The organism is Pseudoalteromonas sp. SR41-1, assembly GCF_014164015.1.
Classification (GTDB): domain Bacteria; phylum Pseudomonadota; class Gammaproteobacteria; order Enterobacterales; family Alteromonadaceae; genus Pseudoalteromonas; species Pseudoalteromonas distincta.
In genome coordinates this window covers 206595-233091 of the sequence record NZ_JACJEK010000007.1, presented here as the reverse complement: position 1 = coordinate 233091, position 26497 = coordinate 206595, and the positions used below count along the sequence as shown (strand labels likewise).

Sequence of the window (26497 nt, the reverse complement as noted above, 5' to 3'; positions counted from 1 at the left end):
GAAAATTACGCTAGAACTAGGCAAAAATTTTTGTATCTAGTTGTTCTAAATAAAAAATTTTTAACGACGTTATAGTGCAATTTAATTCGTTAAATTGATCAAAGATTTATGCAGGTTGGTATAATTACTGGTGGCAGTGTCGCAAGACATTGCCGCTGTAACGGTATTGATAAGTAAAATACAAAGTGGAATAAATTATTTTTGTAAATGTTAACTAATTATAGTTAAAAAAAAGCAAGCCAGGTGGCTTGCTTTTAGCGTCTTTAAATACACACACTTATAGACTCGATTTAACTATAACCTTTAAAATCTATAGCTTGCGCCAAATGTAATACGGCGGTCTGTAATACCTTGGAAACAAAGTAAAGCACCTTCGTTTACACAAGACTGGCTAACTTCTGACTCAGTTAAGTTAACGGCTTCAATACCGATATTTAGCTGATCGTTCACATCATAACTTATGCTGGCATTAAGCTGCCCTCTGTCTTCTTGTACAACAGGGAAACCCCATGGGAAGCTTGAAGTGCTACCAAAGTCAGTTGAACGGTACCCTTCGCGCCACGTGTAACGCGCTCGAGCAGATAGACCGTATTTCTCATAGTAAAATGTGATGTTATATGCGTTTTCTGACAGATCAATGAGTGATTGCTTAGCACTTATGTCTGTATCCGGGTTACCGGTTGTTAATGCAAAAACAGCATTTGCACGACTCGTTGCGGTGTCAAATGATTCACCACCAGAAAATTCTTGATAGGTGTAGTTAGCAACAACACCAAAACCTGATGCCCAGCCTAGCTCTTTTTCAAAATTTGATAAGTCGTATTGAGCTGCAAGCTCGATGCCTTGCTGTGTTGTTTCGCCAGAATCATTAATAGTAGTTTGTGTTGGTACACATAACCCTACACCAGCATCTGGGCCAAATACGTTTATGTCAGCAATTGGGTTAAATATGCCGCCGCCTTCACATTCAGGACCATTTGTATCGCGAAAGCCTGTGCTTGGGTCTTCAAATGGGTCAACTTGCTGTGTAACGTGCAAATCGCTACGTGTTTTATGAAAGTACCCCACACTTAATAAAGCAGCGGGTGCAAAATACCAATCAGTGGATATATCGAAAGAGGTTACTTCTTCTGGCTCTAAGCCTGAGTTACCTATTGAAACTGCACTATTAGGGCTGGTGCCAAACGTAACGGATGTAGATAGGTCATCAAAATCTGGGCGTCTGATATCTTTTGACCAACCTAGACGAACAATCACATCTTCACTTACATTCGCGGCTAAATTAAATCGTGGTAAAAAGAAATCGTAATCACCTTTTGACGTTACTTGAGTCACCAGTTCGTTGCCACTTCCATCTTGAGTAACAGAGTTACCTAGCGATGTAACTTCAGTCTCTAAATAACGTAAGCCAAAGTTACCGCGAAACATGCCATACTCAAAATTAGCTTGTGCATATAAGGCATGTGTTTCTTCTTCAATATCAAAAAACGCATTTACTTGAGACGTTGGTGAACTTATTGGACCACGATCAGAACCTGTTATTGCATTATTAGCTTCAATCGCTTGGTTAAGTGCTGCTAATACAGCTTGTGGATCAGAGGATGCAAGCTCTGGGTTTATAAGTAAGAAATCACGAATATAAAGTGCTCGCCCATCACCATCATTAAAGTTATCTGGGCCCGCTGTTAATAATTGTGCAAATAAATCACCCGTTGGGCTATCAGCCATATTTCTTAAACCAACGTTAGAGCGAACTTGATCCGACATACTGCTCGTTTTACTGTAGCGGTAACCAAAATCGACTGACGTTATTACATCATCTAAGTAATATGTAAAATCTGTACGAAACGCATCTTCTGTATTTTCTGACTCGTCTTGCCCTTGGTTTACATCACGTAGAACAACATTTGCAGGGTCGAGTAATTGAGCCATTGTTGGTGCGTTTGCCTCCCCCGTTGCAATACCAAATGTAAGTGCATCACCTGTAAGATCATACTCAAAAGGAGTACCGTTTTCATTTGACGAATTAGTAGCGACATTTGGATTTATAAAATTAAGCGTTGTATTAAAGCTTGGTGTAGTTGAATCAGAACGAGAGGTTGAGGCTTCAACACTTGCAAATAATCTATCGCCTTGCCATTCGCCCCCTATTCTAAATATTTTGCTTTTTGTTATGCGTGAATTAGTATCACTAGAAAAACGTAAATTAGGATCGCCACCACCGTCTTCAACCGGAATAACGCCTCTTACGGCCGCTTGTATGCTGCCTAGGTTTTGTCCGTCAAGAGAACCAAAATTAACTGTTTCAAATTCACTCGGTATTGATACATTTCTAAGATCACTTAGGCCAGATGCTTGTACTCTTGAGCTTTCTTGGCGGCGCTCTTGATCGTTAACAACTGCATCAAAAAAGAATTTCATATTATCGTTTGGTGCATATTCAAATGTACCTGCGAAGTTTTTTGTCTCGTATTCGTAATTATCGTAATCTTGAATCAAAAATTGTACTGGTAGAAAATCAAACGATTGTGCACTTGCAGCACCACTATCAGCGGCTACCGAATTATCTCTATCAGCACGAGGACGAAATGCGGTTACGTCTTGCTCACTGTAACTACCACTAAATACAACACCAAACTTACCGCCAGAATCAAGCTCCCAGTTATCACCCCAAGCACCCGATACCCTAGGAGTAACACCATCTGTTGATAAGCTACTATCTTCACCTTGAACTCTAATTGAGCCTAGAGTTTCATTTAACTGTAACGGGCGAATTGTTTTAAGGTTTATTGTTGCGCCCACAGAGCCTTCGATTGTTTTTGCTTCAGGTGACTTAATTACTTCTACACCGGAGATGATTGCAGCTGATACATCTTCAAAACTAATGCCACTTCGCCCAGACCCAGAGCCAACTGTTGATACGCCGTTCACTTCTGTACGATTAGCATTGGTACCACGAATTTGAACGCCCGTACCTACCCCTGCTTCACGGGTAATTTGAATCCCCGTTACATTTTCAAGTACTTCTGCGAGGTTTTGATCTGGTAGCTTACCAATATCGACAGCCTCAATAATCTCAACAAGGCTATCTGCTGAACGCTTTTGTGCAAGCGCATTTGTAAGCGATTGTCGAATGCCTGAAACCTCAATAACCTCAAGATCGTCTACAGCTTTTTTTGGAGCTTCTTGCGCCTGTGTAGACAAAGACATACCAAGTGCGGTTGCCGATATAACTGCCAGTGTAATTTTAGATAACTTGTGACTCATAGTTTTTTTCCTGTGTGTGTGAAATGCTATGTTTAACCAGCTACTTTATTGTTTTTATTAAAAGCCCTTAATTATTACAAACCCTTAACTTTATATTTACACCCAACCATAAAAAGGTCAACCTTTTGGTAATTAATTTAGATCAAATATTATGCAATATGTTATTACCAAAATAGAAAAACCTACCTAACCTTTAAATTAAAATCATAAAGTAGATTTTAAGTTCATGTTATTTATTGATTTTAAATTTAATTAGAAATTGAGCTATCAATTACAAGGGTTAAAAGAGTTAGTGTTTTAAAAATGAAATAATTTAGGCAAGAGAAACCGATGATGTTGTACGCACTTAATAAATGGCATTATTGGTTAACCAATTTGTTTTTTCAGTCAAGAAGCGTTATTAGAAAGCAAACTGTGTTGAGTACTATTTATTAGCGTTATTGAAAATATAAAATTGAAGAATTTAGGGATCAAAAAAAGGCGGTAAAACCGCCTTTTTAATGAGATTTAATGTTTAACTATTATTACAGCTTGTAGCTTAAACCTAAGAATAAGCGTGGGCCGTAGTCATTCACTTCACCTAAGTTTCCTTCAACAAAGAAATCTTGTGATTTAGGTGCGCTGAACAAGTTAATTGCTTCTGCTTTAACTCTAAAGTGCTCATCAATTTTGTATGATGCGCGCATTTCCCATACGCCTACAGAATCAACATAACGAAGTCGAGTACCATTTGTAGTATATGGTTGGAAATACTCACTACGATATTTGTAAATAACGGCAGTATCAAACCCACCAATTTGGTAGTACAGCTGGCTGCTAAATACATGCTTTGAGAAGCCAGGTACTGAAGCCGACTCAACAATACCGTCAGTTAATTGTGTAGTATTACCGTCTACATCAGTAACAAACGTATCGCCGTATAAGCTATCTTGGAACTCAAAGTCAGTGTCTGCATAGTTGTAACCAAATTTCATACCGATGCCATTATCCCAGCGGTAAGAAAATGAAGCTTCAAGACCTAATATTTCACTGTCCTCGTCTGATGTAACAGAGTTAGTAATTGGTAATGAAACGGTTTCACCGGCAACAGTAAACTCTTCAATTACTGTTTGTTGTTGAAAACCACCGTTGAACTGTTTGTAGTATAAGCTTAACGCTAAGATTGAATCTTCGTTAGGGTACCATTCAAACGCAGCATCGTAGTTCCACGACATAAGCGGTTGAGTGTCCGGGTTACCAGAGCCATTTACACCCACTAATAAATCGCTAATTGATGTTGCTGTACCTTCTGTATCTTCTTGGAATGTACGGCTATAACCTAAATTAGATGGATTTGCGCGTGACATACCACGGTATATACCTGCTCGGAATAAAATATCTTCGCTGTAATCAATAACTAGGTTAAAGCTTGGTAAATACTTAGTGTAATCGCCACCACTTTTTATTTTATCCAGTGAACCGTTATCAGACTCAACTAGAGACAGTACACCGGTATCACTTGTTACAACATCAAAGCTATTTCTAAAACCAATCGAAGTTACATCTGTGTCTACAATACGAAGACCAAAGTTACCGCGAATGAATTTGCCAAACATTTCAGTATCGTAGTTAGCCATTAAGTACACTGATGTTGTTTTTTCTGTTACATCAATTGTACCTGCATTTTCATATTCCACTTCTGGGTAAGCAAACACACCATCAGCGTTAGAACCAGCTACAGCTTGTGAGAAACATACGTTGTCGTATGTAGCCCATGATGAACCTGTACCGCTAGCTACAACGTTACCGTCGCTATCAATATTTGTTACGATATCACCATCAGATACACTCGATAAAAAGCCTGATTCAGGGAAATCGATTTGACAACCTTGTAATACGTCAAGCGCTTCAGTACCAGAGTCTAGTGTAAATTCGTTTCTTGAACCGTTACCTTGGCTACCACCATACTGTAGGAAGGTCATTTCAGATGTTCTAATACCACCTTGAATACTTGTAAAAACGTTGCCATCTAGCGCATAGTCAAAATCTAGTCGCGCTGAGATAACTTCGTTTTCACGAACATTTTCACGGTCAAGTCGTGTTCTTAGGCTATCTGTAAAGTTTGAAATATCTGTTACGTCAAAATCTGTCAATGTGAAATGAGGAATTTCATCGCCCATATCCCAAGAAAAGAAATTGCGACCTGATGTTCTACCACGATTAGATATTTGAAGTTCTTCACGTTCAGTTTTTGAATACGCTAAATCTAAGTCAACAGTTAATCTATCGGTAACTGTATGTTCTATATTTATGCCGTAACCTTGGTAGTTTTCTTCACGAGAAAATTGCTCACCCGCTGATTCAATACGCTCTTCACCTTCCCAATGTAAAATACCGCCTACATCGTTAGTTACAAGAGTTGGACCGGTTACACCTGGTGTTGCACGTTTTTGTAAAAAGATTAAATCGTGACGTGCTTCTTGTTGTGTTCTATCTGAAATTTGTGCATCAAAGTTAATATCCCAATCAGCTGACGGTTGGTATTGCAGTGCAAAAAATACTGCATCACGTTCATCAGATGTCTCGTTTTGACGAAAGCTTCGGCTACTTCCAGTCCAAGCATACGGAGTACCATCACTTACTGCTTTACCTGTTTCTGGATCGATTTCTGTATCGTAACCTTGGTTACTACTGCCATTAACTTGGTCTTCACAGTCGCCTGCGCTGCTGCGATAAAAACCTTCATTGGTATTAGTCGGATCGTTTAAACATGCCCATAATGAAGAACCTGATGGGCTAGAGCTTCTGTATTCAGCCTCTGGTTGACTAATTTCTTGGCGCTGCACACCAAAAGACACACCAACGGCTTGACCGTTATCAAATTCAAACTGATCAACATAACTAAACGTGCCACGGTAACCCGCGTCACTTTGCAGCGAGTTATCTACATTACCTTCGTCTGGGTTATAATTTAATTTAACCTCAGCTGATACACGTTGTTTGCCAAAATCAAGTGGAGTTATAGTTTCAAGTGCAATAACACCTGCAACACCACCTTCAATCATTGACGCATCTTGCGTTTTATATATCGCTACTTTTTTTACAAGTTCAGAAGGGAACTGCGAAAAGTTAACTGAGCGGTCACCACTACCATTAGTCGCTTCACGACCATTAATGTGTGTTGCACTTAAAAATGGACCAAGACCACGGATAGTGATTTCTGTAGCACCACCGTTTTCACGGTGAGATGCAGCACCTGTAATTGATTCTAGTGCTTCACCGATAGACAGTGCTGGTAAATCACCAATATCTTCAGATGACAGGCCATCAACTACCGTTGTTGCTTCACGTTTAATTGCTATTTGATCTTGTATCGTTCTACGTGTACCTGTAACACTAATTATTTCAACGTCTTCTTCAACTTCTGTCGCTTTTCCCTGATCTTCCTGTGCGCTTGCTGTAAATACGCAAGAACTTGCCATACCTGCGATGACCGCTGTTCTTACCCATTTTGCAACTGGGCGCATTGCAAACTGCCCTGTTGTAGAATTATTGTTATCTCGTGACTTCAACGACATTTGAATTCTCCGCTGGTTGTTGTTGTGTGATTTTAGTGTGTTAGCTTGTTATGCTGATGTATATTTTATGTGACCTTTGGTATTAATATACTTAAACCCAGCACGATGATCAACCAATTTGACGTTTTAATATTACCATAAGGTATACCAATTTTAACTTAACGGCATTACCAGTAGGTCAGGCAGGTTTTTTACTAGAATATAAACAGCTCTAAACTAGTCGATAAATGAGTTATGTAGGTTGAGAAAAGTGTGGTGATTATTAATAAATAATAAAAAAGCCCCAAATTTGGGGCTTTTAAAAGTTAACTGATTAATTGGTTACTTAATCGTTTTGTATTTTCCATGTAGATCCAACACCGACTTCAGATGATTGAATATAATGAAGACCTTTAGCACCTGCCTCTGCCTGAAGGCCTGCAGGGTCAGTTTCTAATAACGTACTTGCTGCTGTAACGTACTCAAGCACTTCTTTACCGTTAGTTGCTGGGTCTTGGTCAATTGCACCATCAGTATCGAATGCGCCATTACCATTTAGTTTTCTGATTTCAACCCAGTCACCGCTTGCATCGCCTGATACTCGACTATCCATATAACCAAAGTTGTTACTTAGCACCGAACTATCATGATTAATTAAGTCACAGTCATATTCAAAAGCATGGTCACTATCAAGTGTATTTGGGTAAAATAGGCCTTGAGTTTTAGCACTGCTGCTTATTGTATCTGCGTCTGTTTGATCACCTAAACCGTTTGCAATTAAATTTCCATTAAAGTTTATAACAAACGCATTTTTGGTCAGCCCATAGAGTACCGGCGCATTCGCTGCGGTTAACTCATCACAATCACTTGTTGGTGCTTTAGGGCCTATTTCCGTACTAAATACAATAGGTTGCTGTGAATTCAAAACCGTATTGTTTGTTACATTTAGTGTAAAGTCGCCAGCCGCATCAAGTACAGCTTGGTTACCCGAGTTTGGCACACCGCCGTCAGCTTGCGAAAATGGATTTGCCGTAAATACAATACCGCCCGCTTCTTTATTGCCAGAACGAATACCTGCAATGTAGTTGTTACTCACAGTGTGACCAAGTGGTGTGATTAATATACCCGCTGGGCGATCATCAGAGCTTGCAATATCGGTAGTTCGAATAATAATGTTATCTGTAACACTGTTGAAGCCACCATCTTCTAGTGAAATACCACCATTAGGATTTACGATTGTATTGCCTTTGATGGTTGCACCCGATGTTTGCACTCGCATTAAACGACGACCTGTTACAAAGTTTTCTACTCGGTTGTATTGAATAGTAAAGTTTGCGTTATCAGCTGCACCACTAGCCGTTGTACTGCCAACATTAATTAAATGTAAGCTAGAATTGTCAAAGTTTGGATTGCTACTAGTGCCACTAAACAAGTTATATTCAATAACGTGATCCGAGCTTGCAGATGCCATTTTAATCACGGAGCCATTTTCAGCAAAATTACGATTAGAAAATGTATTACGTTCGATTAAAGCGCCTTTACCTTTTAGCATTAACCAATGATAAGTAGAGTTGTTTAGCGTTGCTTCTTCTCCATCCATCGTGTTTTGCGAAAAAGTAAAGTTATCCCCTTCTGAGTAAATAACAGCACCTTCTTCGGTTTCACAAAATGCACCCGCTTTAGTATCTATATTCTTAAAGGTAAGCCCTGTTAACCCAGCGCCATCTACTCCAGCAGCTACATGCACACATACTTCACCACTAAGTACAGGAGTTTGACCTTCTACAGCGCGAAGCGTGACTGCACTGGTTAATAAAATTGCGTCCATATCAGCATAAACACCAGTGTTTAAACCAATAACATCACCGTCAGCTAAACCGCCACTTATAGCACCAAGGAGTGCTTCAGGGTTACTAACTAATTGTGTGTAAACCAATGTATCAAGTGAGTTTGTAACCTCACTCGCAAAGCCATCATTATCTGTATACGTGGCTTTTACTGACATTATTGAGCCAGCGTAATCAGAAGGTGTAAATGTTTTACTATTGCTCCCAGCTATTTCAACGCCATCAGCAGACCAAGTATAAGTAACGTTAGCCTCTTCAACGCCGTTGTTATCAGTTATCTCAGCGGTTAACTCGCCATTTGTTAAATAAGGCACTACACCCATAATGGCTACGCTACCGGCTTCGTCAACCGCAACAGCAGAAACAGCAATTGTTTCCTCTGATGTATTATCCTCGATAAACCCATTATCATCTGTATAAGCAACCTGAACACTTACCTTTTGACCTAAAAGTGATGCATCAACTGTAAAGGTGCTCTCTATTGCGCCATCTATCTCTTGTGCGTCAGCAAGCCATTGATAAGTGATATCTCCTGTCGCCCCATCGGTATCATTAATTTCTGCTGTTAAAGTATTTCCAACAGTTGGCGTGCCGCTAATTGTAACTTCGCCTTCTGAGTTTGTTCGTGCGACAACCTCTGTACCGGCTGAAGTTACAGACTCGTTAAACCCACGGCTATCTTCAAAAGATGCACTAACTGTAATAACTGTACCAAACTGTGCGTCTGTTAACGTGAGCGTTGAAAGTGCTTCATCAGCAATTTCTACGTCATCTGCAAACCATTTATAAGTTACTGTATCGCCATCAAAGCCATTGTCGTCAGCTACATTAGCAGTTAGTTGCGAACCAACTAGTGCGTCACCTGTAATAGTTAAACTTGCAGGAAATGCGATTGCGGCAACATCTGCGGTTGGTTCTGTAATATGCGATTCATTAATACCGCCATCATCGGTATAAAGCCCTTGAACTGTAATTGGTAACCCTATCTGATCGTCAGTCAATGTAAATGAAGCGCTATTTGCACCAGCAATTGCCTCACCATCTGCATACCAGTAGTAAGTCACGTCACCTGAGATACCATCAGGGTCACTAACTTCAGCTGTTAATGTTTGTCCGCTTGTAACAGTTCCACTAAGAGCAATTGAGCCCAAGTTGTTGTCATTGTTGTTTGAGTTTGTGTCACAACCAACGATTGCTGCTGCAATAGCGCATAGCGCAAAATGTTTGAATTTCATGGTGGCTCTATTCTCCAAATTTATAGTTTTAATATTTGGTTATCTATTGTGTGTGTTACCAAATAAATCATGTGCTTATTACCAAATTCATTTGAATTGCAAATGAATTGTTAACCAACTTGGTAATATAACCACAATAAAATAAGTTTTTCCACTATCCCCACCTAATTAAACAACAATAAATAAACACCAAGTTAACCTCGGGCTTTTATTGTTGGTTAAGAATTGAATTCAATTGTGAAAAATAACGTTGAAGATACATAGCGTTATAGTAAAAACTTAGTTTTATATAGGGTTTAGTAAGTAATATTATTTAATATATGTGAAGTATTCTTATTTGAAGACAATAAGAAAAGAAGTGAGTTTGTCTAAAGAGGATGATTTACAAAGAGAATTAAAATTAAGGGTAAAAAAGGGCAATTTTTTTACCCCTTTTTTTGAGTGCTGTTTTATAACATGGCGTTATTATAAAACTCTACAGGCTCATTTGAACCCAAAGCTACAGGCACACGCTGGTGCAAGCTAGTGGGCGAAATATCTAAAATTCGCGTTCCTCTAGAGGTTGCTTTACCACCTGCGTTTTCAACTAAAAGTGCTAACGGGTTTGCTTCATAAAGCAGTCTTATTTTTCCGTTATCGTTACCACTGCGTTTATCTTGTGGATATAAAAATAACCCGCCTCGGCATAAAATACGATGAACGTCGCCTACCATCGCTGCATTCCAACGCATTGAGCTTTTTTCAAAGCTTTCACAGGTGTATAGCAATTTATCAAAATACACTTGTGTTGGTTCGTCCCAGTAACGGTAGTTAGCCATATTTACGGCAAATTCACGGCTTTGTTCTGGCACACTTAACTGCTTGTTTGTCAGTAAGTAACCGCCATGTGTTGAGTCTAACGTATAACAACGCGTAGGACCGCCAGTACTCATTACAAGTAATGATGAAGGGCCGTATAACACATAGCCTGCACACACTTGATTTACACCGGGCTGACTAAATTGCTCGTCGCTATCAAAAGGAACATCATCACGGGCTAAGTAAATAGTAAATATAGTGCCTATTTGCCCATTAACATCAATATTAGAAGAGCCATCTAACGGGTCAAAAGCAACAATAAACTTACCTTCAGGGTGGCCGCCTACCGCATGATCTTCTTCCTCTGATGCAACAGAACGTACGCTGCTATCATCAAGTAGGATGTCTTTAAGTAGTTGGTTTGCGATTACATCAAGCTTTTTTTGAACTTCACCTTGAACGTTTTCATTCAAAGTTGAGCCTAAAACACCGGCTAATTCACCTTGGCTTACTCGAAAAGCAATTTCTTTACTGGTCGCTAAAATTGTGCGAATAAGTAAAATAAGATCGGTATCTACACCGTCTTCTTTCAATACTGTATTTAATCTTTTCATGCGCTATACCTGTTTACACAATTTAGATCGTCAAAGCATTGCTCTAGCCTTGCAACCATACTTTGCTCTGAATGACGCAACCATACACGAGGGTCATAGTATTTCTTGTTTGGCTTATCATCCCCGTCAGGGTTACCAATTTGCCCTTGTAGGTATGCTTGCTTGTCTTTGTAGTAATCTAAAATACCTGTCCAACACGCCCACTGCGTATCGGTATCAATATTCATCTTCACTACACCATACGTTAAAGACTCTGCAATTTTACTGTACTCAGAACCACTACCACCATGAAAAACAAAGTTAATTGAGTTACTTGGTAGATTAAATTTTTCTGATACGTAAGCTTGTGAATCTTTTAAAATAGTTGGCGTAAGAACAACGTTACCCGGTTTATATACACCATGAACATTGCCAAAAGAGGCTGCAATTATAAAGTTAGGGCTAATACGACTTAAGCGTTCGTAAGCAAATGCAACATCTTCAGGTTGAGTATATAAAGCAGAACTATCTAAGTGTGAGTTATCAACACCGTCTTCTTCGCCACCCGTGCAACCAAGCTCAATTTCAAGCGTCATACCTATTTTTGCCATACGCGTTAAGTAACGTTCACAAATTTCGATATTTTCTTCTAAAGGCTCTTCTGACAGATCAATCATATGTGAGCTAAACAATGGTTTGCCAGTCAGTTCAAAGTGTCTTTCACCTTCATCAAGCAAACCATCAATCCAAGGTAGTAGCTTTTTAGCTGCGTGATCAGTGTGAAGCATCACTGCTACTTCATAATGTGCTGCCACTGAATGTACATATCTTGCAGCACTTACCGCCCCAAGCACAGCTGATTGTTGCTCTGGTAAAGATAAGCTTTTACCACAAAAAAATTGTGCTCCACCATTAGAAAGCTGAATAATAACGGGCGAGTTTTTCTTTTTAGCAGCTTCTAGCGTCGCATTAATAGATGTTGTACTAACAACATTTACCGCTGGCAAAGCATATTGATGTGTACGTGCATGCTCGTACACAGCACTTACTTCGTCGCCAACGATTACGCCTGGTAGTATTGTTGGGGCTAAATAATTCATTTATGAAATCCTTTCTATTTTAAAGCCTGGATACAAGAATCAGTAATTGCTTGCCAATTTTCTTGTTCAACCCATTCTTTTTTCGCTATCCAAGTACCGCCAACGGCGAATACATTATTTAAAGAAAGATAGTCCATTTTGTTACTTTCGCTAACGCCACCTGTAGGACAAAAGCTGACTGCTCTAAATACTGACGACACAGCTGACACAAAAGGAGCGCCACCAGCAAGCGATGCTGGGAATAATTTTTGCTCTTCAAAGCCATACTCAAGCGCCATTAAAATATCACCGGTGTTTGATACACCAGGAAGTACCGGCACATTACATTTAGCAAGTGCTTCAAGTAACGTAGGAGACACCGCTGGGGTTACAATAAAATCAGAACCCGCTTCAAGTGCTTGCTCCAAAATATCAGTATTGATGACTGTCCCTGCACCTACTTTTAGCTCAGGCACCTGTGCTTTAATAGCTTTTAATGCCTCTATTGATGCCTCTGTTCTTAGCACTACTTCAACTAAAGTAAGCCCAGCATTGGCCATAGCTTTCGCTATTTGAACACCTTGCTCTGGAGTATCTGCTTGAATTATAGGTAGCAGTGTTTGTCCTGCCATAAGTTCAGAAAAGCGAGTCATAACGTTGTTCCTTTATAAAAAGTAATGCGGCCGAGGTATAGCGGCCTTTAATGTTTAATTATTTTGTTATACCAATTGCATTAAATTAATGAGCTATTATAGCGACAAGAAAATAGCTCAATAACAAGGCTAAAATTATGATACATAGTTGCTCTATATAAATAATTTTTAACGTAGTTAGTGAGTTATTTAATACGCTAAGGTGATCATGTTTTTAATAAAATTGGTATCACATGCCAGCTTCAGCCATTGCTAGCTGAAATATATCTTTTGGAGCAATAGCACCTGGTTGCTGTATAACAGTCCCTGCCGCTTTTGCAGCAAGTTGCACGGCACTTGAAATTGATTTATCAGATAAACGTGCACCTAAGTAAACACCGTTAAAGGCATCGCCTGCGGATGTCGTATCTACAACATTTGTTACCGGTATTATGGTGTGGCTTTGAAGCGTATCGCCCTCTTTTGTCACTACCGATTCAGGGCCATTTTTAACAACAATTTCTTCAATTTGGTAAGGCTTTAAATATTCAACAACTGCTTCTACGCTATGAACGCCATAAAGTGTTGTTAAATCTTCAACGCCTGGTAGGGTAATATCTGCAAACGTAAAGGCTAAATGATATTGCTCTTTTGTTTCCTCTACACTATTCCACAAACGTGCTCTATAGTTAGGATCAAAAACGATTTTAACCCCAGCATCTTTAAGCTGCTTTACAACTTTCCAAAAGTCTTCACGTGCACTTTCTTCAATTATTGCTAATGAAATCCCTGAAAAGAAAAACATATCACCTTGGCTAAGCTGCTCGAGTGCATCAGCATCTAAAAAATCAACAACCTTTTTAGCTGCAGAATCATTGCGCCAATAAATAAAGCTACGCTCACCATGCTCATCAGTTTCTATGTAGTACATACCAGGTACTTTGGTGTCGTGAGCAAATACAAGTTGCGTATTTATTTGTTCACTCTCAAAGCGTTCTAGCATTTTTTTACTTAAATTATCTTGACCTAAAGCCGTAACAACCGAAGTAGTAACCTGCGGGAAGCAACGTTTTAAATACACTGCAGAATTATAAACATCGCCTGCAAATGATTGGTGCAGTGTTGCCGCGCTCATAGCTCTAAGCTCGACCATGCATTCACCGATAAAGTAAATATTTTTCATCTTGGAAGTTACCCTATGTAGTTAACTGCTATGCACATATACAAAATATGTTGGCATAGCAGTTATTATCTAGATTATTGAGGCTTTTTAAGAGGTTCTATTTTTGGAATTAAAATCCAAACAGCTGCCATTGCAATGATGGCTAAAGAAGCACCAATTACAAATGCTGGTGTGTAGTTACCATCAGCAGTAAGAAAAGGTACTAGCGATGTAAGACCTACAGCACCAAGCTTTGCCGCCATACCAGAAAAACCTGATAATGTACCCACTGCTTTTTTACCTAACAAATCACTTGGTAGTGTTTGCACGTTACCAATTGCAGTTTGAAAACCAAATAAGATAACAGCCATAATTAGTACCGCTGTTGTTGGTCCGCCTGGATTTGCCATTGCAAGTAGCGCTGGTAACATAATTAAACAACCCAGCGTAATAGTAAGCTTACGTGTTTTATCTGTATTCCAACCTGCTTTGAGTCGATTTTGAGCCAATAAGCCACCAAACCAAGCACCAAACATAGCGCCAACATAAGGTACCCAACCGTATATACCAATAGATTTAACATCCATGCCGTATACTTCGTTTAGGTAAATAGGGATCCAAAAAACAAATAACCACCAAATTGGGTCAATTGCGGCAGAGGCAATGATTACACCCCAGCTTTGCTTACGAGAAAGTAACTCAGCAGTTGTAGGGTTATATTCCTCTTCGTCTTCACCAGTTACATCACCGTTGTCATCAACACGTCTTTGACCCGTTAAGATATATTCACGTTCTTCGGCAGTCAGCCAAGGATGTGAGCTAGGCGGTGCTTTAACTAAAATTAACCATGGAACTAACCAAAGGAAACCTAATGCACCAACAAAAACAAACACCATTTGCCAGCTAAAGTAGATAGTTAAATAAGCAATTAAAGGAATAGCAATAATGCCACCAATTGCGGCGCCAGAGTTAAAAATACCCTGTGCTAAAGCACGTTCTTTAGTAGGGAACCATTCTGCGTTACCTTTAGCTGCACCAGGCCAGTTACCGGCTTCTGCTACACCTAAGATTGCGCGAAAAATACTAAGACTGAGTACACCTTGTGCAAATGCATGCGCAACGGTTGCAATAGACCAAACACCTATTGATAGTACAAAACCGAAGCGTGTGCCCACCCAGTCAAATATTTTACCAAAGATTGCCTGACCAAATGCATAAGCAAATACAAACACAATAGAAATATTAGCGTATATTTGTTTGCGTTCTAGCGCTGATTCATCAGGAAATAAATCTTCAACAATGTCCGGCCAAAGCACACTAAGTGCTTGGCGGTCGATATAGTTAATAATGGTAGCTAGCGCTATTAGCGCTATAACCCACCAACGTAAGCCTTTAAGTTGCATAATTAATCCTCAAGAAAGTCTTCACGCGCTGGGCTAAAAGTATCAATCAGGATTCCGCCTGTTGGGCAGGTAGCTCCATGATCAGCAAATGGTGGGATTAAGCAGCTATCACCCGGTTTTAAGATTTTAGTTACGCCATCAATGTTAAAGTGAAACTCACCTTCAACAACATACGTTACTTGAGAATGTCTGTGAGCATGGTTATAACCAATAGCCCCTTTCTCAAACCAAATTTTAACAGCCATTAGCTCTTCGTTATAACCTAGCATTTGACGTTTTAGACCATTTCCTAAGTCTTCAATTTCGGTCTCGTTACCAAATGAAAAGTTTGCGCTTTGCTTTTGCATCCTATTTACTCCTGATTATTGTTCATCATATAAACGCCTAATCGGCCATTTAAAGTGAACTCTTTATTTTGATAATTGAATGTGTTTTTAGCTGATGTTTGTGCTTTATTAATTGCCACTAAATATGAGTTGCCTTTAATATCAAGTTCAACAAGTGTTAAATCGCCCTGCTGACTATATTCAAGCTTTGTAACTCGACTAACAGCTTCTAGGGTATATTCTTTACTTGGGTTGTACTCACCATGTGGCTCTAATACAGATATAAACTTATGTTGCTTTTGACCCTCAACACGACGAATAAAACCATTTTCGTTGCGTAAATTAAAGTGAGGGTCATTTGCGCCTATTTGAGTAAACAAGAAAGACTCATCACCTTTTACCAAGCTCGTTTGCGTATAAAAACGACCATTTTCGTTTAGCCACGTTACTTTAGCTAAACCACCTTCAGGTTGCGCTTGAGCTTTAAGCCATAAATGTTGGTAGCCATTTTTAGTACCTAGCGCAGACAGCTGCGTTGCATTTGCTTTTAACTCAAAGCTGGTATCGATAAGCTGACCTTTATAATGTAAAGGCAGGTCAAGCTGATGCGCTTTATTTGCAGCAACATCAAATATATCAAGTGCAACTGTGCTTTGTAGTTCAGGTAAGTTAATAAGTGCAAGCGTACGCTCAAGATCAACGCCTTTATAAGCTGTGCTTATTTCGCCGCTTGAAACCGTGCCGTATTTATTTGTTTCGAAAAAGTTAAGTGTAGGGTAATTACTATTTCCTACTTCAACATTTGCATTAAAATGCGTTGTTTCGTCAACCACTACCGTATTGTGCGCAACAGTGTGTTTAGCGTAAGTTTCGTTTTCAGGTAAATAACGACCGCCGTATTTAGCTTCTACATTTAAAAAACGTGCTGCGCCATAATCAGATACAATTTCATTTCCGTTGTCGTAAAACTGCCATGTTAATTTATCAAAATGACCATGGCCCAAACCTTGTGCAGCAGGTTTAAACAGCAGTGCTTGATCGCCACCTACCTGCGTTCTCATTACAACTAGAGCACCTTGTTTACCGTCATTACCATCACCGAAGGCAACAGATTTAAACGAATAAGGTTTTGCCATGTTGTTATCAAGTGCTTGAGCTACTTTTAGTCCATCACCAGAGAGAATTATTTGGTCTTGTTGCTTAGCAATATCTAAATAACCTGCATCGTTGGTTAAGCCATACGCTGCCGTTACCCCATTTACTAACTCAATGGTATCGATGCCTTTACTTTTTATTGCATCGTTAATTGGGAAGAACAAACCGTTGTAGCTAAGTTGAATCGTCGTATCAATCGCTTTTAATAATATGCCATCGCGATATTCAAAGATTTTTCGTTGTGGTTCGTTGTTTTCAATCGCTTTAGCAAACGTTACAAATGGTAATAGTGCAAAGCGTTGATAGTAAGGACCTTCGTTATAGTAACCTTGTGGTGAAAACAGCATCTCTAGCTGCTTAATAAAGCCACCCTTACCCGATTTTTCTAAATCGTATAATGATTTTTCTACCCACTCAGGTTCGCCTAATACATACCCTGCCATGCCAACACCCGCTGTTGCCCATGTTCCATGGTTATGTACTTTATTAAATGTAGACGGTTGGCCTACAGATGTGAACAACGAAACAGGACGTAGTAAGTCATTTTCAATTGTTTTAATATTATCGGCATTTAACGAGTCATGAATTAGATCATAAGCTTGTATTGTGTACACAAGCCACATTGCTTCATTTAGGCTTTGCCAAAAAAACTTACCTGGATTTTGCGAGTCCATTTTACGTTTTGGATGCAGACCAAGCGTTGGGTATAATTTTGCATACTCAAGCAACATATCACGTACATAGTTTGCGTATTTATCATCTTGGCTTAATTGATAAATAATGCCCGCGTTGTACATAAGTTGATAATTTTTCTTATGGCGCTCATGTGTATAACCACCACCGCCATCTTTTGGAACTGGTACAGTGATAGGCTGTGCAATTTGTTCATCTACTTGGGCTTTTAGCGATTCAAACGCAGTAGCAAACTTTGTGCTACCGTTGCTACTAATTGCTTGGCGCATTTGCTTAACATCATCAGTAGTAATCACTAAGTTTGGGTGCGCTGCATGCGCCCCCAATGATGTAAGTAATGTAAGTGCAGCTACAGCAGCTATTTTAAAGCGTGTTTGGCATTTTAATAAGTACATAGTATTTACCCTGCCTTATTTAAAACGTTGTTATTTTTTAATACTGCCGTGTGCGGGCCTTTAACTCTTAACTCTTTAACAGTTGGTGCTTTAGTTGCATCAAATGTATTGCCTGAGATTTCAGTTTTAGGCTCGCCTACTGTGTGCTCTACAATAATAGGAGCAGATTTAACAAATTTATTATCTTTGATATTAGTAACCTGAACACCGTGAACATAAATGCTCGCTTGCTCTTTGTTACGCTTACCAAGGCCAACGTTATTAAGCGCGTTATTTGTCATTTCAAAATGAGGGCCAAATGTACTTTCATCAGTGCCACCACGGTAAAGCTTAACTATGCCGCCTTTTACATCATTAAATGTATTATCATTTACAATAACGTATTCCGCGTTATAAACACCTAAGTCTTCAATTTCAGTATTTAGGCGTAAAATGTCACCTGTTACTGTATTAAAGGTATTACCTGTAACAATAATTTCGTCAGCCATTGCACCTTTACCAGTGATAAAGAAATGGAATGAATGATTAATATCTAAAGCATTTAACTCTGAGTTGGTCATTACAAAGCGGTAATTATCAACCATACCCCATTTTTGCGTACGAACAATGCTGTTACCTATTGCATCTGGCGCGTTTTCACCTGAAATTGATAAACCATCTAGTTTTAAGCTGCCGCCATCATGTATTTCAAACAAGGTAGAGCGTTGAAAAGTAAGTTTAGACTTTGTGTTCTGCTTTGCTTTAATTGTCAACGTTTTATCAATTTTAACCAGTTTAGACACATCATACTGGCCAGGCGCTAGTTCTAGTACATCGCCCGACTCTGCATTATCAATAGCATCTAGTAATGCACTTACATCAGCTTTAACAGAATGTGTCTTACCAGAATCAAAATCAACTAAAGCAGGTACTTTTGCATACCAACTAACACCGGTATCTTCTTTTTTAAGTACTTTTAAATCGCGCTTTGCACCTACATTTAAACTTTTAGAGGTTGGGTAAAGTAGACCATTACTTGCTTTTTCAAGCGTGATTTTTTCTTTTTTTACACCGTACGTTAGCTCAGAAAGCACTTTTGTATCTGCAATGTTGTTACTTAATACTAACCCACTTACATCGTCGAATGTTGTAAATGGCTGTTCACCATCTTGGTTTATGATTAAGTTGTTTTTCATTACGCTATTTTTTGGGGCTGCGCTACGCTCAGCATCGCTACCTGCAGCAAGTTGAATATGACGCACATTTATAAATGTGTTGTTTTCAATCGTCGCATTTTCTACTTGGTGATAACGATTAATAGATGAATTTGGTACGCCGTTCATTACAGTAAAACCACTGCCAAAACGATAGCCTGTTAGGCCTTGTAGGTAGTTATTTCTTACAATTTGATCTTTATTGATAACGCGGATACCACCTGTGTGATCAACACCATTACCAATAAAGATATTTTCTTCTATAAGATTGCCGTTACCATGGCGCAGCGTTAATGTACCGCGCGCTTCATAAAATACGTTATTACGAAGGATGTTTTTACCTGACTTAACCGAAACAATTTCTACTTCACCATTGGTACGTTCAAAGTAATTATTTTCAACCAATGTATGCGAATCAGTTAGTGAGTAATGGCTTGTGCCAATACGCAGGGTTTCACCACCGTTAGAACCAAAAGTTGGACGGTAGCCAAAATAGTTGTTATCTATACGATGATAGTTTTCCTGGCTTGCTTTAGTGTTTAAACGAACAGCAACTGTCACACCTTTATTTCGTTTGCCAACTAAATGACTATGATCAAAGCGGTTATGTTGTCCATATAAGGCAACCCAATAATCAGACTCTCGCTTGTCTGGATTACTGTAATTATCGATTACTGTTTGAGTAACTCGTGAATTGTAGGCTAATTCATTTTTATTTTTACGAAATTCTATTACAGCTGAGCTCGGTGTGTAGCCGTTTTTAAATACTAAACCAGAAGCTTCAAGGTATTTACCTGCAAGTCTTAGATTAGATTGACCTGATAGAATTACTTTTCCGTTAGTTTCAGCGGTTAATATAATAGGAGAGTTTTTTGTACCTTGGCCTTCAAGTAAAATTTCGAAGTCGGACCAAGTACCATTTTTAAGTACTACTTTGTCGCCAGCAACTAGATTAGCTGCGATATCATTAAAAGCTTGTTTATTTTCTATAAAATAATCTTTGGCCGCTACTTGTGTGGATATGCAACCGATGAGAACTAGACTAAGCTTTATTGTATTAATCAAACGCATAGTTAACTCTTTTTCGTTGTGACTGAAAGTAGTGCTTCATCAGAATTAAAAAAAGCTGACATTGCACAAAGACTTTAGTCAATTGGTGTCATGTGTGTTAAAGCGCTTTAAGTTAAAGCTCAAAGCGCTCAATAAGGTCGAGAAGTATTACTTTTCTAACTTTTTGAAGTAATCAAAAATTTCAGGAACGTTACCTTGACCCATACCAGCGTCAAACGCTGCTTGTAGGTTAGCTGATGAACCTTCAGCGATTTTTGATTCAGTACCTAGGTCTTCTACCATTTGTAGGAAGTAGCCTAAATCTTTGTTTGCATTAGCAATCGAGAAACCAAGGTCGCTAACATTATCAACTGCATAGTTTTTACAAAATTGCATAAATGGTGAGTTAGATGGGCCAGTCGACATAATGTCGAAAAGTTGTTGACGGTCAACACCAGCAAGCTCTGCCACTGCAAATGCTTGTGACATAGCACATACTGTCGTCATGCCCATGAAGTTGTTGATAAGCTTAGTTGTATGACCTGCACCTAGCTCGCCAAGATGGAAAACGTTTTCACCTTGATCTTCAAGTACTGGTTTAACTTTATTGAATGTATCAATATCGCCTGCAGCCATAATGTTTAAAAGACCATCTTTAGCATGTGCTGGTGTACGACCTAGTGGCGCGTCGATCATGCCTGCGCCTTTAGCTGCTAAATCAGCACCAATTTTTTTAGTAGATGATGGGATAGAAGTACCAAAATCAACTAATACTGCACCTTCTTTAATACCCGCTAGGATACCGTCTTCTGCGTAAACAATTTTTTCTACAACGGCAGACGTTGTAAGACAAAACATAACAATATCTGAACCTTCAGCTAGCTCTTTTGCAGTGCTTGCTGTTTTTGCGCCTCTAGCAACACATGCTGCAACCGCATCTTTGCTAAGGTCCATAACAATTAGCTCATAGCCTTTGTTTTGTAAATTTTCGGCCATGTTGCCGCCCATTAAGCCTAAGCCGATGAAACCGATGACTGGTTTTGACATGAATAACTCCTAAATATGTGGCGCATACTTTTATAAGAACAAGTAAAATTTACTCTATAAATACGCTGTGTCTTTTGTTTCAATTTGTAGAGTAACTTTAAGCTTGAGTTATTTATAAATTAACCTGTGCAAAACGTAACTCTGATTAATTACCAATACATTGTACTCACTCAAACCAAGCAACTTACCAATTGGTATGCAAAAACTGTATTACCATACGACTTTTTTGTCAACCAATAAGTTGACCAAGCAAACGCCACATTTTTAAAAATTACACAAAATTAATTTAATATCCTATTAAAACAAACGGTTATATATCAACAGCACAATTAAGCAAAGGTTAACTTTTGTTGAACAATCAGTAACTTTTTTTATACTAATAGGTTGACCAATAATTGAGTACTGGTTATTTAAACATCCAAAATTTAATAAAATGATTCATTAATTGGTAATTTATAAAGGTCGAACTCAAACTGTTTTAAGCCCACTCTCATATTAAGGTTGTGATTTATATGTAATGCCTACATATATGGCTAATACATATAACCCCCCTAAAACGCGCTTAATAATAGCGCTTAGTTAAAAATACTCTTAACTTTGAATAAATAACTAAAGGAACTAAAAATGCGTTTATTACATACTATGCTTCGTGTAGCGGATTTGGATAAATCAATTGCTTTTTATACTGAAATATTAGGTATGAAAGAATTACGCAGAGCTGATAACAGTGAATACAGATACACTCTTGCCTTTGTTGGATATGGCGACGAAGCAGATAACACAGTATTAGAGCTAACTTATAACTGGGACGAGGATAGCTACGACCTAGGTAATGGATATGGTCATATTGCTATTGAGTTTGATGATATTTACAAAGCATGTGCAGATATTAAAGCTGCTGGTGGCAATGTAAGCCGTGAACCAGGGCCTGTAAAAGGCGGTACTACTGAAATTGCTTTTGTAAAAGACCCAGATGGCTATGCAATTGAGTTAATTCAGAAAAAAGAAGACATGAGTAAATTTTAAATTACTTAACAACTAATTCAAGTTATAACAATTTGCTTAATGCCAATCTGCTTATATATGGGGTCTATTTAACGTTAAAAAAATTACGCTAGAACTAGGCAAAATTTTTGTATCTAGTTGTTCTAAATAAAAAATTTTTATCGACGTAATAGTGCAATTTAATTCGTTAAATTGATCAAAGATTTATGCTGGTTGGTATAACTATGGAGAGGTTTAATTTTATATATTGTTCAAATGGTTATGCAGATTGGTATTAAATAAAAGGTGCTTTGCAGCACCTTTTTTTAACGTAACTGACTATCTTTACTACCACGCCTATTGAACGATTTAGCGCTAGCACCATTACCTTCTATTGCAGCTTGACATGCAACACAGTAGCGAACTCCTGGTAGCGCGAGCCTTCGTGCTTGTGGGATTTTTTCATCGCACTCGTCACATAGCTCAGCACTTGCACCAGATATTAAATTGCTTCTTGCATACTGTACGGCATCGTTAACACTTGCATCAATTTGATCTTGAATTGCACCGTCTCGTGCCCATCCACTTGCCATAAATCCTCCTAATAAAGTTGGATGTTTAAATTTATGCTACCAAATTGAATCTTTATAAGTACTGAATAATAAAGCTAGGAATGGGGTGTTATTTGAAGGCTTCAACTATAAAACTATATTTTATATCTAAAGAAAGACGCTGTAGTTGCTCCCTGTAATCTACTTTCAAAAAGATCAACACTCTAAGATCAGGCAAAAAAAAGCAGCTAAAAAAGCTGCTTTGTAATTCTAATTATTTATTTAAATATTAAAGGCTGTAATCAACAACCTTCATGCCTAATTTTTCAAGCTCTGGGCGAAGTGTTTTAGCATCACCCACTACTAAATAAATCATATCTTTAGTGTTTAAGTGTTTTTTAGCTAAGGCGTTAACTTCTTCTTTGCTAATATTGCTAACAATCTCATTTCTTTCTTTTACAAAGCTAGGTTTTAAATCGAACTCTAATATTTGTGCTAAAAAGCCAAGTTTTGCATTAGGCGTTTCGTATTTAAGCGCATCTTTTTGATTGATAGCTTTACGCATAAACATAAGCTCTTCATCAGTGACACCGTTTTGAGCATAGTTATTAAGCTCATTAGTAAACTCTGTAATAGACGCTGCAGTAGAGTCGGCTCTCACCGCTGCAGAAGCTGTAAAGCCACCTGATGTTTTATCACCCCAAAAACGAGAGCGAGCACCGTAAGTGTAGCCTTTATCTTCTCGTAAATTTAGATTGATACGGCTGTTAAACGTGCCACCAAATGCAAAGTTCATTAAGTTAGCTTTAAAAAACTCACCAGTAATGTCTTCAACCATATCGCGTTTACCAATACGAATTTCTGATTGAGGGGCATCTGGTTTATCTACAAGATAAATGACATTAGTTTCTACTTTAGGTTCACTGAAATCAACAGTAACTGGGCTCGATTTACCTTGCCAGTTTGCAAGTGTAGCTTTAACCTTTGGCTCAATTGTTGACTCTTTTAAATCAGAAACAATAATGACTTGCGCGCCTTGTGGTTTAAAGTTTGCGTTATAAAAAGCTTTAACGTCATCTAATGTAATAGCCTCAATACTATTAAGCGTTCCAGTACTTGGAAGTGCAGCTATATTGTCGCCATATAGTAATTTGCTGTATGTATTAGATGCTAAATACCCTGCATCCTTCATTGAATGTTGAATATTTTGAATGATTTGCTTTTTATTACGCTCAAAGTCATCGGCATTAAATGCTGGTTTAAATAATTTCTCTTCAACAAGCTTTAGCGTTGCATCTACATTTTTAGTTAAGCTAGAAACATACACATTTGTATGTGTTTTGTCTGAGTAGATACTTACCTGGCTACCCAGTTTTTCAAGCGCGTTACTCATTTGCTCTGTAGTGTAGTTTTGCGTTGACTCGCTCATTAACGATGCAGTCATTGACGATAAACCCACTTTACTAGCTTGCTCATTATACAAGCCACCCGGAACTTTAATGAAAATAGCGGTGGTTGGCGTTTCTGTACTTTGCGTACCTAATATTTTAATACCGTTTTCGGTCTTAGTTTGCCAAAGAGAAGGAACATCAACAGCAGGATTTGCGCCGGCTACAGGGTGAATACTTCGATCAAATGTATCAACAGCTCTTCGTGCTACTAAATCATCAGCTGAAGTTGTAGATGGACCTCCAAAATCATGCGCTTTAGGCGTAAAGTTATCTGGGGCAGCTATAAGTTGAGTTTGACCTTCTGGCACAACACTCATAATAACGGCAGATTTACCTTTGATATATTGATTAAAAACACGCATAACATCAGCTTTTGTAACTTTGTTATAACGTGCAATCTCATCTTTAGCTGAGTTTGGGTTACCTGTAAACGTTTCAGATGCGGCTAGTTGAGAAACTTTTCCTGATACGCTTTGCAGACCAAAAATTGCACCTGACTCTATTTTAGCTTTTACTTTATCTAAATCATCTTGTGTAACGCCACGCTCTTCAAATTCAACAAATGAATCACGAATGATTTTTTCCATATCAGCTAACGTTTTCCCTGCTGTAGGATTTGGTAAAGCATAAAGACTAATTGAACACGCTAACTCTTGGCATGGATGATTTGCACTTGCTTGAACAGCAAGTTGAGTTTTAACTAGGTTTTTGTATAGTAGTGAATTATTACCTCCACCTAATATTTCAGCAAGTATATCAAGAGGTGCTTCATCTTCAGAGCGAGCATAAGTCGTTGGGAAACTCATACTTAATAAAGGTAAGTGAACCTTATCTTCCATTGAAATATATCTATCAGCATCTAGTATTACAGCTGTTTTTTCAACTTTAGGTATTTCAGGACCTTTTGGGATTGGTGCAAAGTATTTAGTAACTAATGGCAGTATTTCATTAGCGTTGATGTCACCACCAATGGTAAGCGTTGCATTATTTGGTCCGTACCATTTTAAAAAGAATGCTTTTAAATCATTTACATTTACGCGATTTAAATCGTCCATAAAACCAATTACAGGCCATGAATATGGATGGCCGTCTGGATACATCGCTTGAGCAACACGTTCACCTAAACGACCATAAGGGCGATTATCAACACGTTGGCCGCGCTCATTTTTTACTGTTTCGCGTTGTACTTCAAATTTTTCTTGGGTTACAGCATCGAGTAAAAAGCCCATTCGGTCAGCTTCTAGCCACAACATCTTTTCTAATTGATTTACAGGTACTGTTTCAAAATAATTTGTTCTATCAGAGTTAGTAGTACCATTTAAAGTACCGCCTGCTTCAGATATTATTTTAAAATGTTCCTCATCAGCAACATTCTCTGATCCTTGAAACATCATATGCTCAAAAAAGTGAGCAAAGCCTGACTTACCCAACTCTTCGCGAGCAGAACCAACGTGGTATGTTACATCAACGTGTACTAAGGGATCTGAATGATCCTCATGCACAATTACAGTTAAACCGTTATCTAGTTTATATTTTTTATACGGTATGTTGATTTCACCTGCATTAGATTTCACTGATTCAATAAGTGTAACGCCAGGAATTGATGTTTCTGTAACAATATTTTTATCAATAGCTTGAGTTGAGCTATTACATGCAGCCAACCCTGATGCAAGTAAAACAGCAAGTGCAATTTTTGTGAGTTTCATTTTTTAGTCCATATTTAAATTAACTCAATGAGTTTAAAGACTAATTAAAAGTACAACAAGGAATATGGAGCGATTATGGGTTTGGTTTTGTAACAAAGTGTAAATAGATTGATATAAAAATGAAGTATAAAATGAGGGTATTAATTTGTGGTTTTATTCTAATAACACTGCACTTTCCTATCTAAGTAGTAAATGACATATCTAAGAGATTGGTACTCTTGATAACGTCGTGCATAGAGAGTGCGGTGTCACACTGCTTTACACAATACTTAAAATAAGTAAGTGGCGTCCCCAAGGGGATTCGAACCCCTGTTACCGCCGTGAAAGGGCGGTGTCCTAGGCCTCTAGACGATGGGGACACATAAATGTGTCACTAGGACAACTGAATTTTTAG

Annotated in this window: 15 protein-coding genes and 1 tRNA gene; 1 reads left to right on the top strand and 15 read right to left on the bottom strand. The window is 38.5% G+C overall.

The annotated features are described in order from the left end of the window. Window positions 1-303: 303 nt before the first annotated feature. From H5118_RS08390 to H5118_RS08335, 12 genes are all read right to left on the bottom strand, one after another. A complete protein-coding gene (locus tag H5118_RS08390; protein WP_182748467.1) occupies window positions 304-3267 on the bottom strand; it encodes a TonB-dependent receptor in 2964 nt (987 codons plus the stop codon). Between the two features lie 524 nt (window positions 3268-3791). Continuing rightward, window positions 3792-6824, bottom strand: a complete 3033-nt coding sequence (locus tag H5118_RS08385) for a TonB-dependent receptor (RefSeq protein WP_182748466.1) — start codon at window positions 6822-6824, stop codon at window positions 3792-3794. Window positions 6825-7149: 325 nt separating this feature from the next. Then, complete coding sequence (locus H5118_RS08380; RefSeq protein WP_182748464.1) at window positions 7150-9885, bottom strand: poly(beta-D-mannuronate) lyase; 2736 nt, start codon at window positions 9883-9885, stop codon at window positions 7150-7152. A gap of 449 nt (window positions 9886-10334) precedes the next feature. Beyond that, entirely contained in the window at window positions 10335-11297 is a 963-nt protein-coding gene (locus H5118_RS08375; protein ID WP_182748462.1) for a class 1 fructose-bisphosphatase, read from the bottom strand. Continuing rightward, a complete protein-coding gene (fbaA, locus tag H5118_RS08370; protein WP_002962276.1) occupies window positions 11294-12376 on the bottom strand; it encodes a class II fructose-bisphosphate aldolase in 1083 nt (360 codons plus the stop codon). The genes H5118_RS08375 and fbaA overlap by 4 nt, the downstream gene beginning before the upstream one ends. A gap of 14 nt (window positions 12377-12390) precedes the next feature. Next, entirely contained in the window at window positions 12391-13008 is a 618-nt protein-coding gene (gene eda / locus H5118_RS08365; RefSeq protein ID WP_058154918.1) for a bifunctional 4-hydroxy-2-oxoglutarate aldolase/2-dehydro-3-deoxy-phosphogluconate aldolase, read from the bottom strand. A gap of 229 nt (window positions 13009-13237) precedes the next feature. Beyond that, window positions 13238-14170, bottom strand: a complete 933-nt coding sequence (locus H5118_RS08360) for a sugar kinase (protein WP_182748461.1) — start codon at window positions 14168-14170, stop codon at window positions 13238-13240. Between the two features lie 74 nt (window positions 14171-14244). Continuing rightward, on the bottom strand, window positions 14245-15552 hold the full coding sequence (locus tag H5118_RS08355) for an MFS transporter (RefSeq protein WP_002962964.1): 1308 nt from the start codon (window positions 15550-15552) through the stop codon (window positions 14245-14247). 2 nt (window positions 15553-15554) lie between these two features. Then, window positions 15555-15899 carry a cupin domain-containing protein gene (locus H5118_RS08350; RefSeq protein WP_002962963.1) on the bottom strand — a complete coding sequence of 115 codons (345 nt, stop codon included), beginning with the start codon at window positions 15897-15899 and terminating at the stop codon, window positions 15555-15557. 5 nt (window positions 15900-15904) lie between these two features. Continuing rightward, on the bottom strand, window positions 15905-18121 hold the full coding sequence (locus H5118_RS08345) for a heparinase II/III family protein (protein WP_182748460.1): 2217 nt from the start codon (window positions 18119-18121) through the stop codon (window positions 15905-15907). Between the two features lie 5 nt (window positions 18122-18126). Next, window positions 18127-20385 carry a polysaccharide lyase 6 family protein gene (locus H5118_RS08340; protein ID WP_182748459.1) on the bottom strand — a complete coding sequence of 753 codons (2259 nt, stop codon included), beginning with the start codon at window positions 20383-20385 and terminating at the stop codon, window positions 18127-18129. Window positions 20386-20532: 147 nt separating this feature from the next. Beyond that, window positions 20533-21411, bottom strand: a complete 879-nt coding sequence (locus tag H5118_RS08335; RefSeq protein ID WP_002962960.1) for an NAD(P)-dependent oxidoreductase — start codon at window positions 21409-21411, stop codon at window positions 20533-20535. A 624-nt stretch (window positions 21412-22035) separates the two neighbouring features. On the opposite strand from H5118_RS08335, the gene gloA reads away from it, so the two are divergent. Then, window positions 22036-22437 carry a lactoylglutathione lyase gene (gene gloA / locus H5118_RS08330; protein ID WP_024594782.1) on the top strand — a complete coding sequence of 134 codons (402 nt, stop codon included), beginning with the start codon at window positions 22036-22038 and terminating at the stop codon, window positions 22435-22437. Window positions 22438-22721: 284 nt separating this feature from the next. Here the strand turns inward: gloA and H5118_RS08325 are convergent, their stop codons facing one another. The 3 genes from H5118_RS08325 to H5118_RS08315 form a co-directional block, all read right to left on the bottom strand. Next, window positions 22722-22988: a DksA/TraR family C4-type zinc finger protein gene (locus H5118_RS08325; RefSeq protein WP_002962957.1), complete on the bottom strand. Its 267-nt coding sequence runs from the start codon at window positions 22986-22988 to the stop codon at window positions 22722-22724. Between the two features lie 247 nt (window positions 22989-23235). After that, a complete protein-coding gene (locus H5118_RS08320) occupies window positions 23236-26103 on the bottom strand; it encodes a pitrilysin family protein (RefSeq protein ID WP_182720596.1) in 2868 nt (955 codons plus the stop codon). A gap of 283 nt (window positions 26104-26386) precedes the next feature. After that, window positions 26387-26462 (bottom strand) — tRNA-Glu (locus tag H5118_RS08315). Between the last annotated feature and the right edge of the window lie 35 nt (window positions 26463-26497).

Coding starts and splice junctions, on each gene's coding strand:
- H5118_RS08375 (WP_182748462.1), bottom strand. CDS start 11,297: ATGAAAAGATTAAATACAGTATTGAAAGAAGACGGTGTAGATACCGAT.
- H5118_RS08335 (WP_002962960.1), bottom strand. CDS start 21,411: ATGTCAAAACCAGTCATCGGTTTCATCGGCTTAGGCTTAATGGGCGGC.
- H5118_RS08345 (WP_182748460.1), bottom strand. CDS start 18,121: ATGTACTTATTAAAATGCCAAACACGCTTTAAAATAGCTGCTGTAGCT.
- H5118_RS08390 (WP_182748467.1), bottom strand. CDS start 3,267: ATGAGTCACAAGTTATCTAAAATTACACTGGCAGTTATATCGGCAACC.
- H5118_RS08320 (WP_182720596.1), bottom strand. CDS start 26,103: ATGAAACTCACAAAAATTGCACTTGCTGTTTTACTTGCATCAGGGTTG.
- H5118_RS08325 (WP_002962957.1), bottom strand. CDS start 22,988: ATGGCAAGTGGATGGGCACGAGACGGTGCAATTCAAGATCAAATTGAT.
- H5118_RS08360 (WP_182748461.1), bottom strand. CDS start 14,170: ATGAAAAATATTTACTTTATCGGTGAATGCATGGTCGAGCTTAGAGCT.
- H5118_RS08380 (WP_182748464.1), bottom strand. CDS start 9,885: ATGAAATTCAAACATTTTGCGCTATGCGCTATTGCAGCAGCAATCGTT.
- H5118_RS08385 (WP_182748466.1), bottom strand. CDS start 6,824: ATGTCGTTGAAGTCACGAGATAACAATAATTCTACAACAGGGCAGTTT.
- H5118_RS08340 (WP_182748459.1), bottom strand. CDS start 20,385: ATGCGTTTGATTAATACAATAAAGCTTAGTCTAGTTCTCATCGGTTGC.
- gloA (WP_024594782.1), top strand. CDS start 22,036: ATGCGTTTATTACATACTATGCTTCGTGTAGCGGATTTGGATAAATCA.
- fbaA (WP_002962276.1), bottom strand. CDS start 12,376: ATGAATTATTTAGCCCCAACAATACTACCAGGCGTAATCGTTGGCGAC.
- H5118_RS08355 (WP_002962964.1), bottom strand. CDS start 15,552: ATGCAACTTAAAGGCTTACGTTGGTGGGTTATAGCGCTAATAGCGCTA.
- eda (WP_058154918.1), bottom strand. CDS start 13,008: ATGACTCGCTTTTCTGAACTTATGGCAGGACAAACACTGCTACCTATA.
- H5118_RS08350 (WP_002962963.1), bottom strand. CDS start 15,899: ATGCAAAAGCAAAGCGCAAACTTTTCATTTGGTAACGAGACCGAAATT.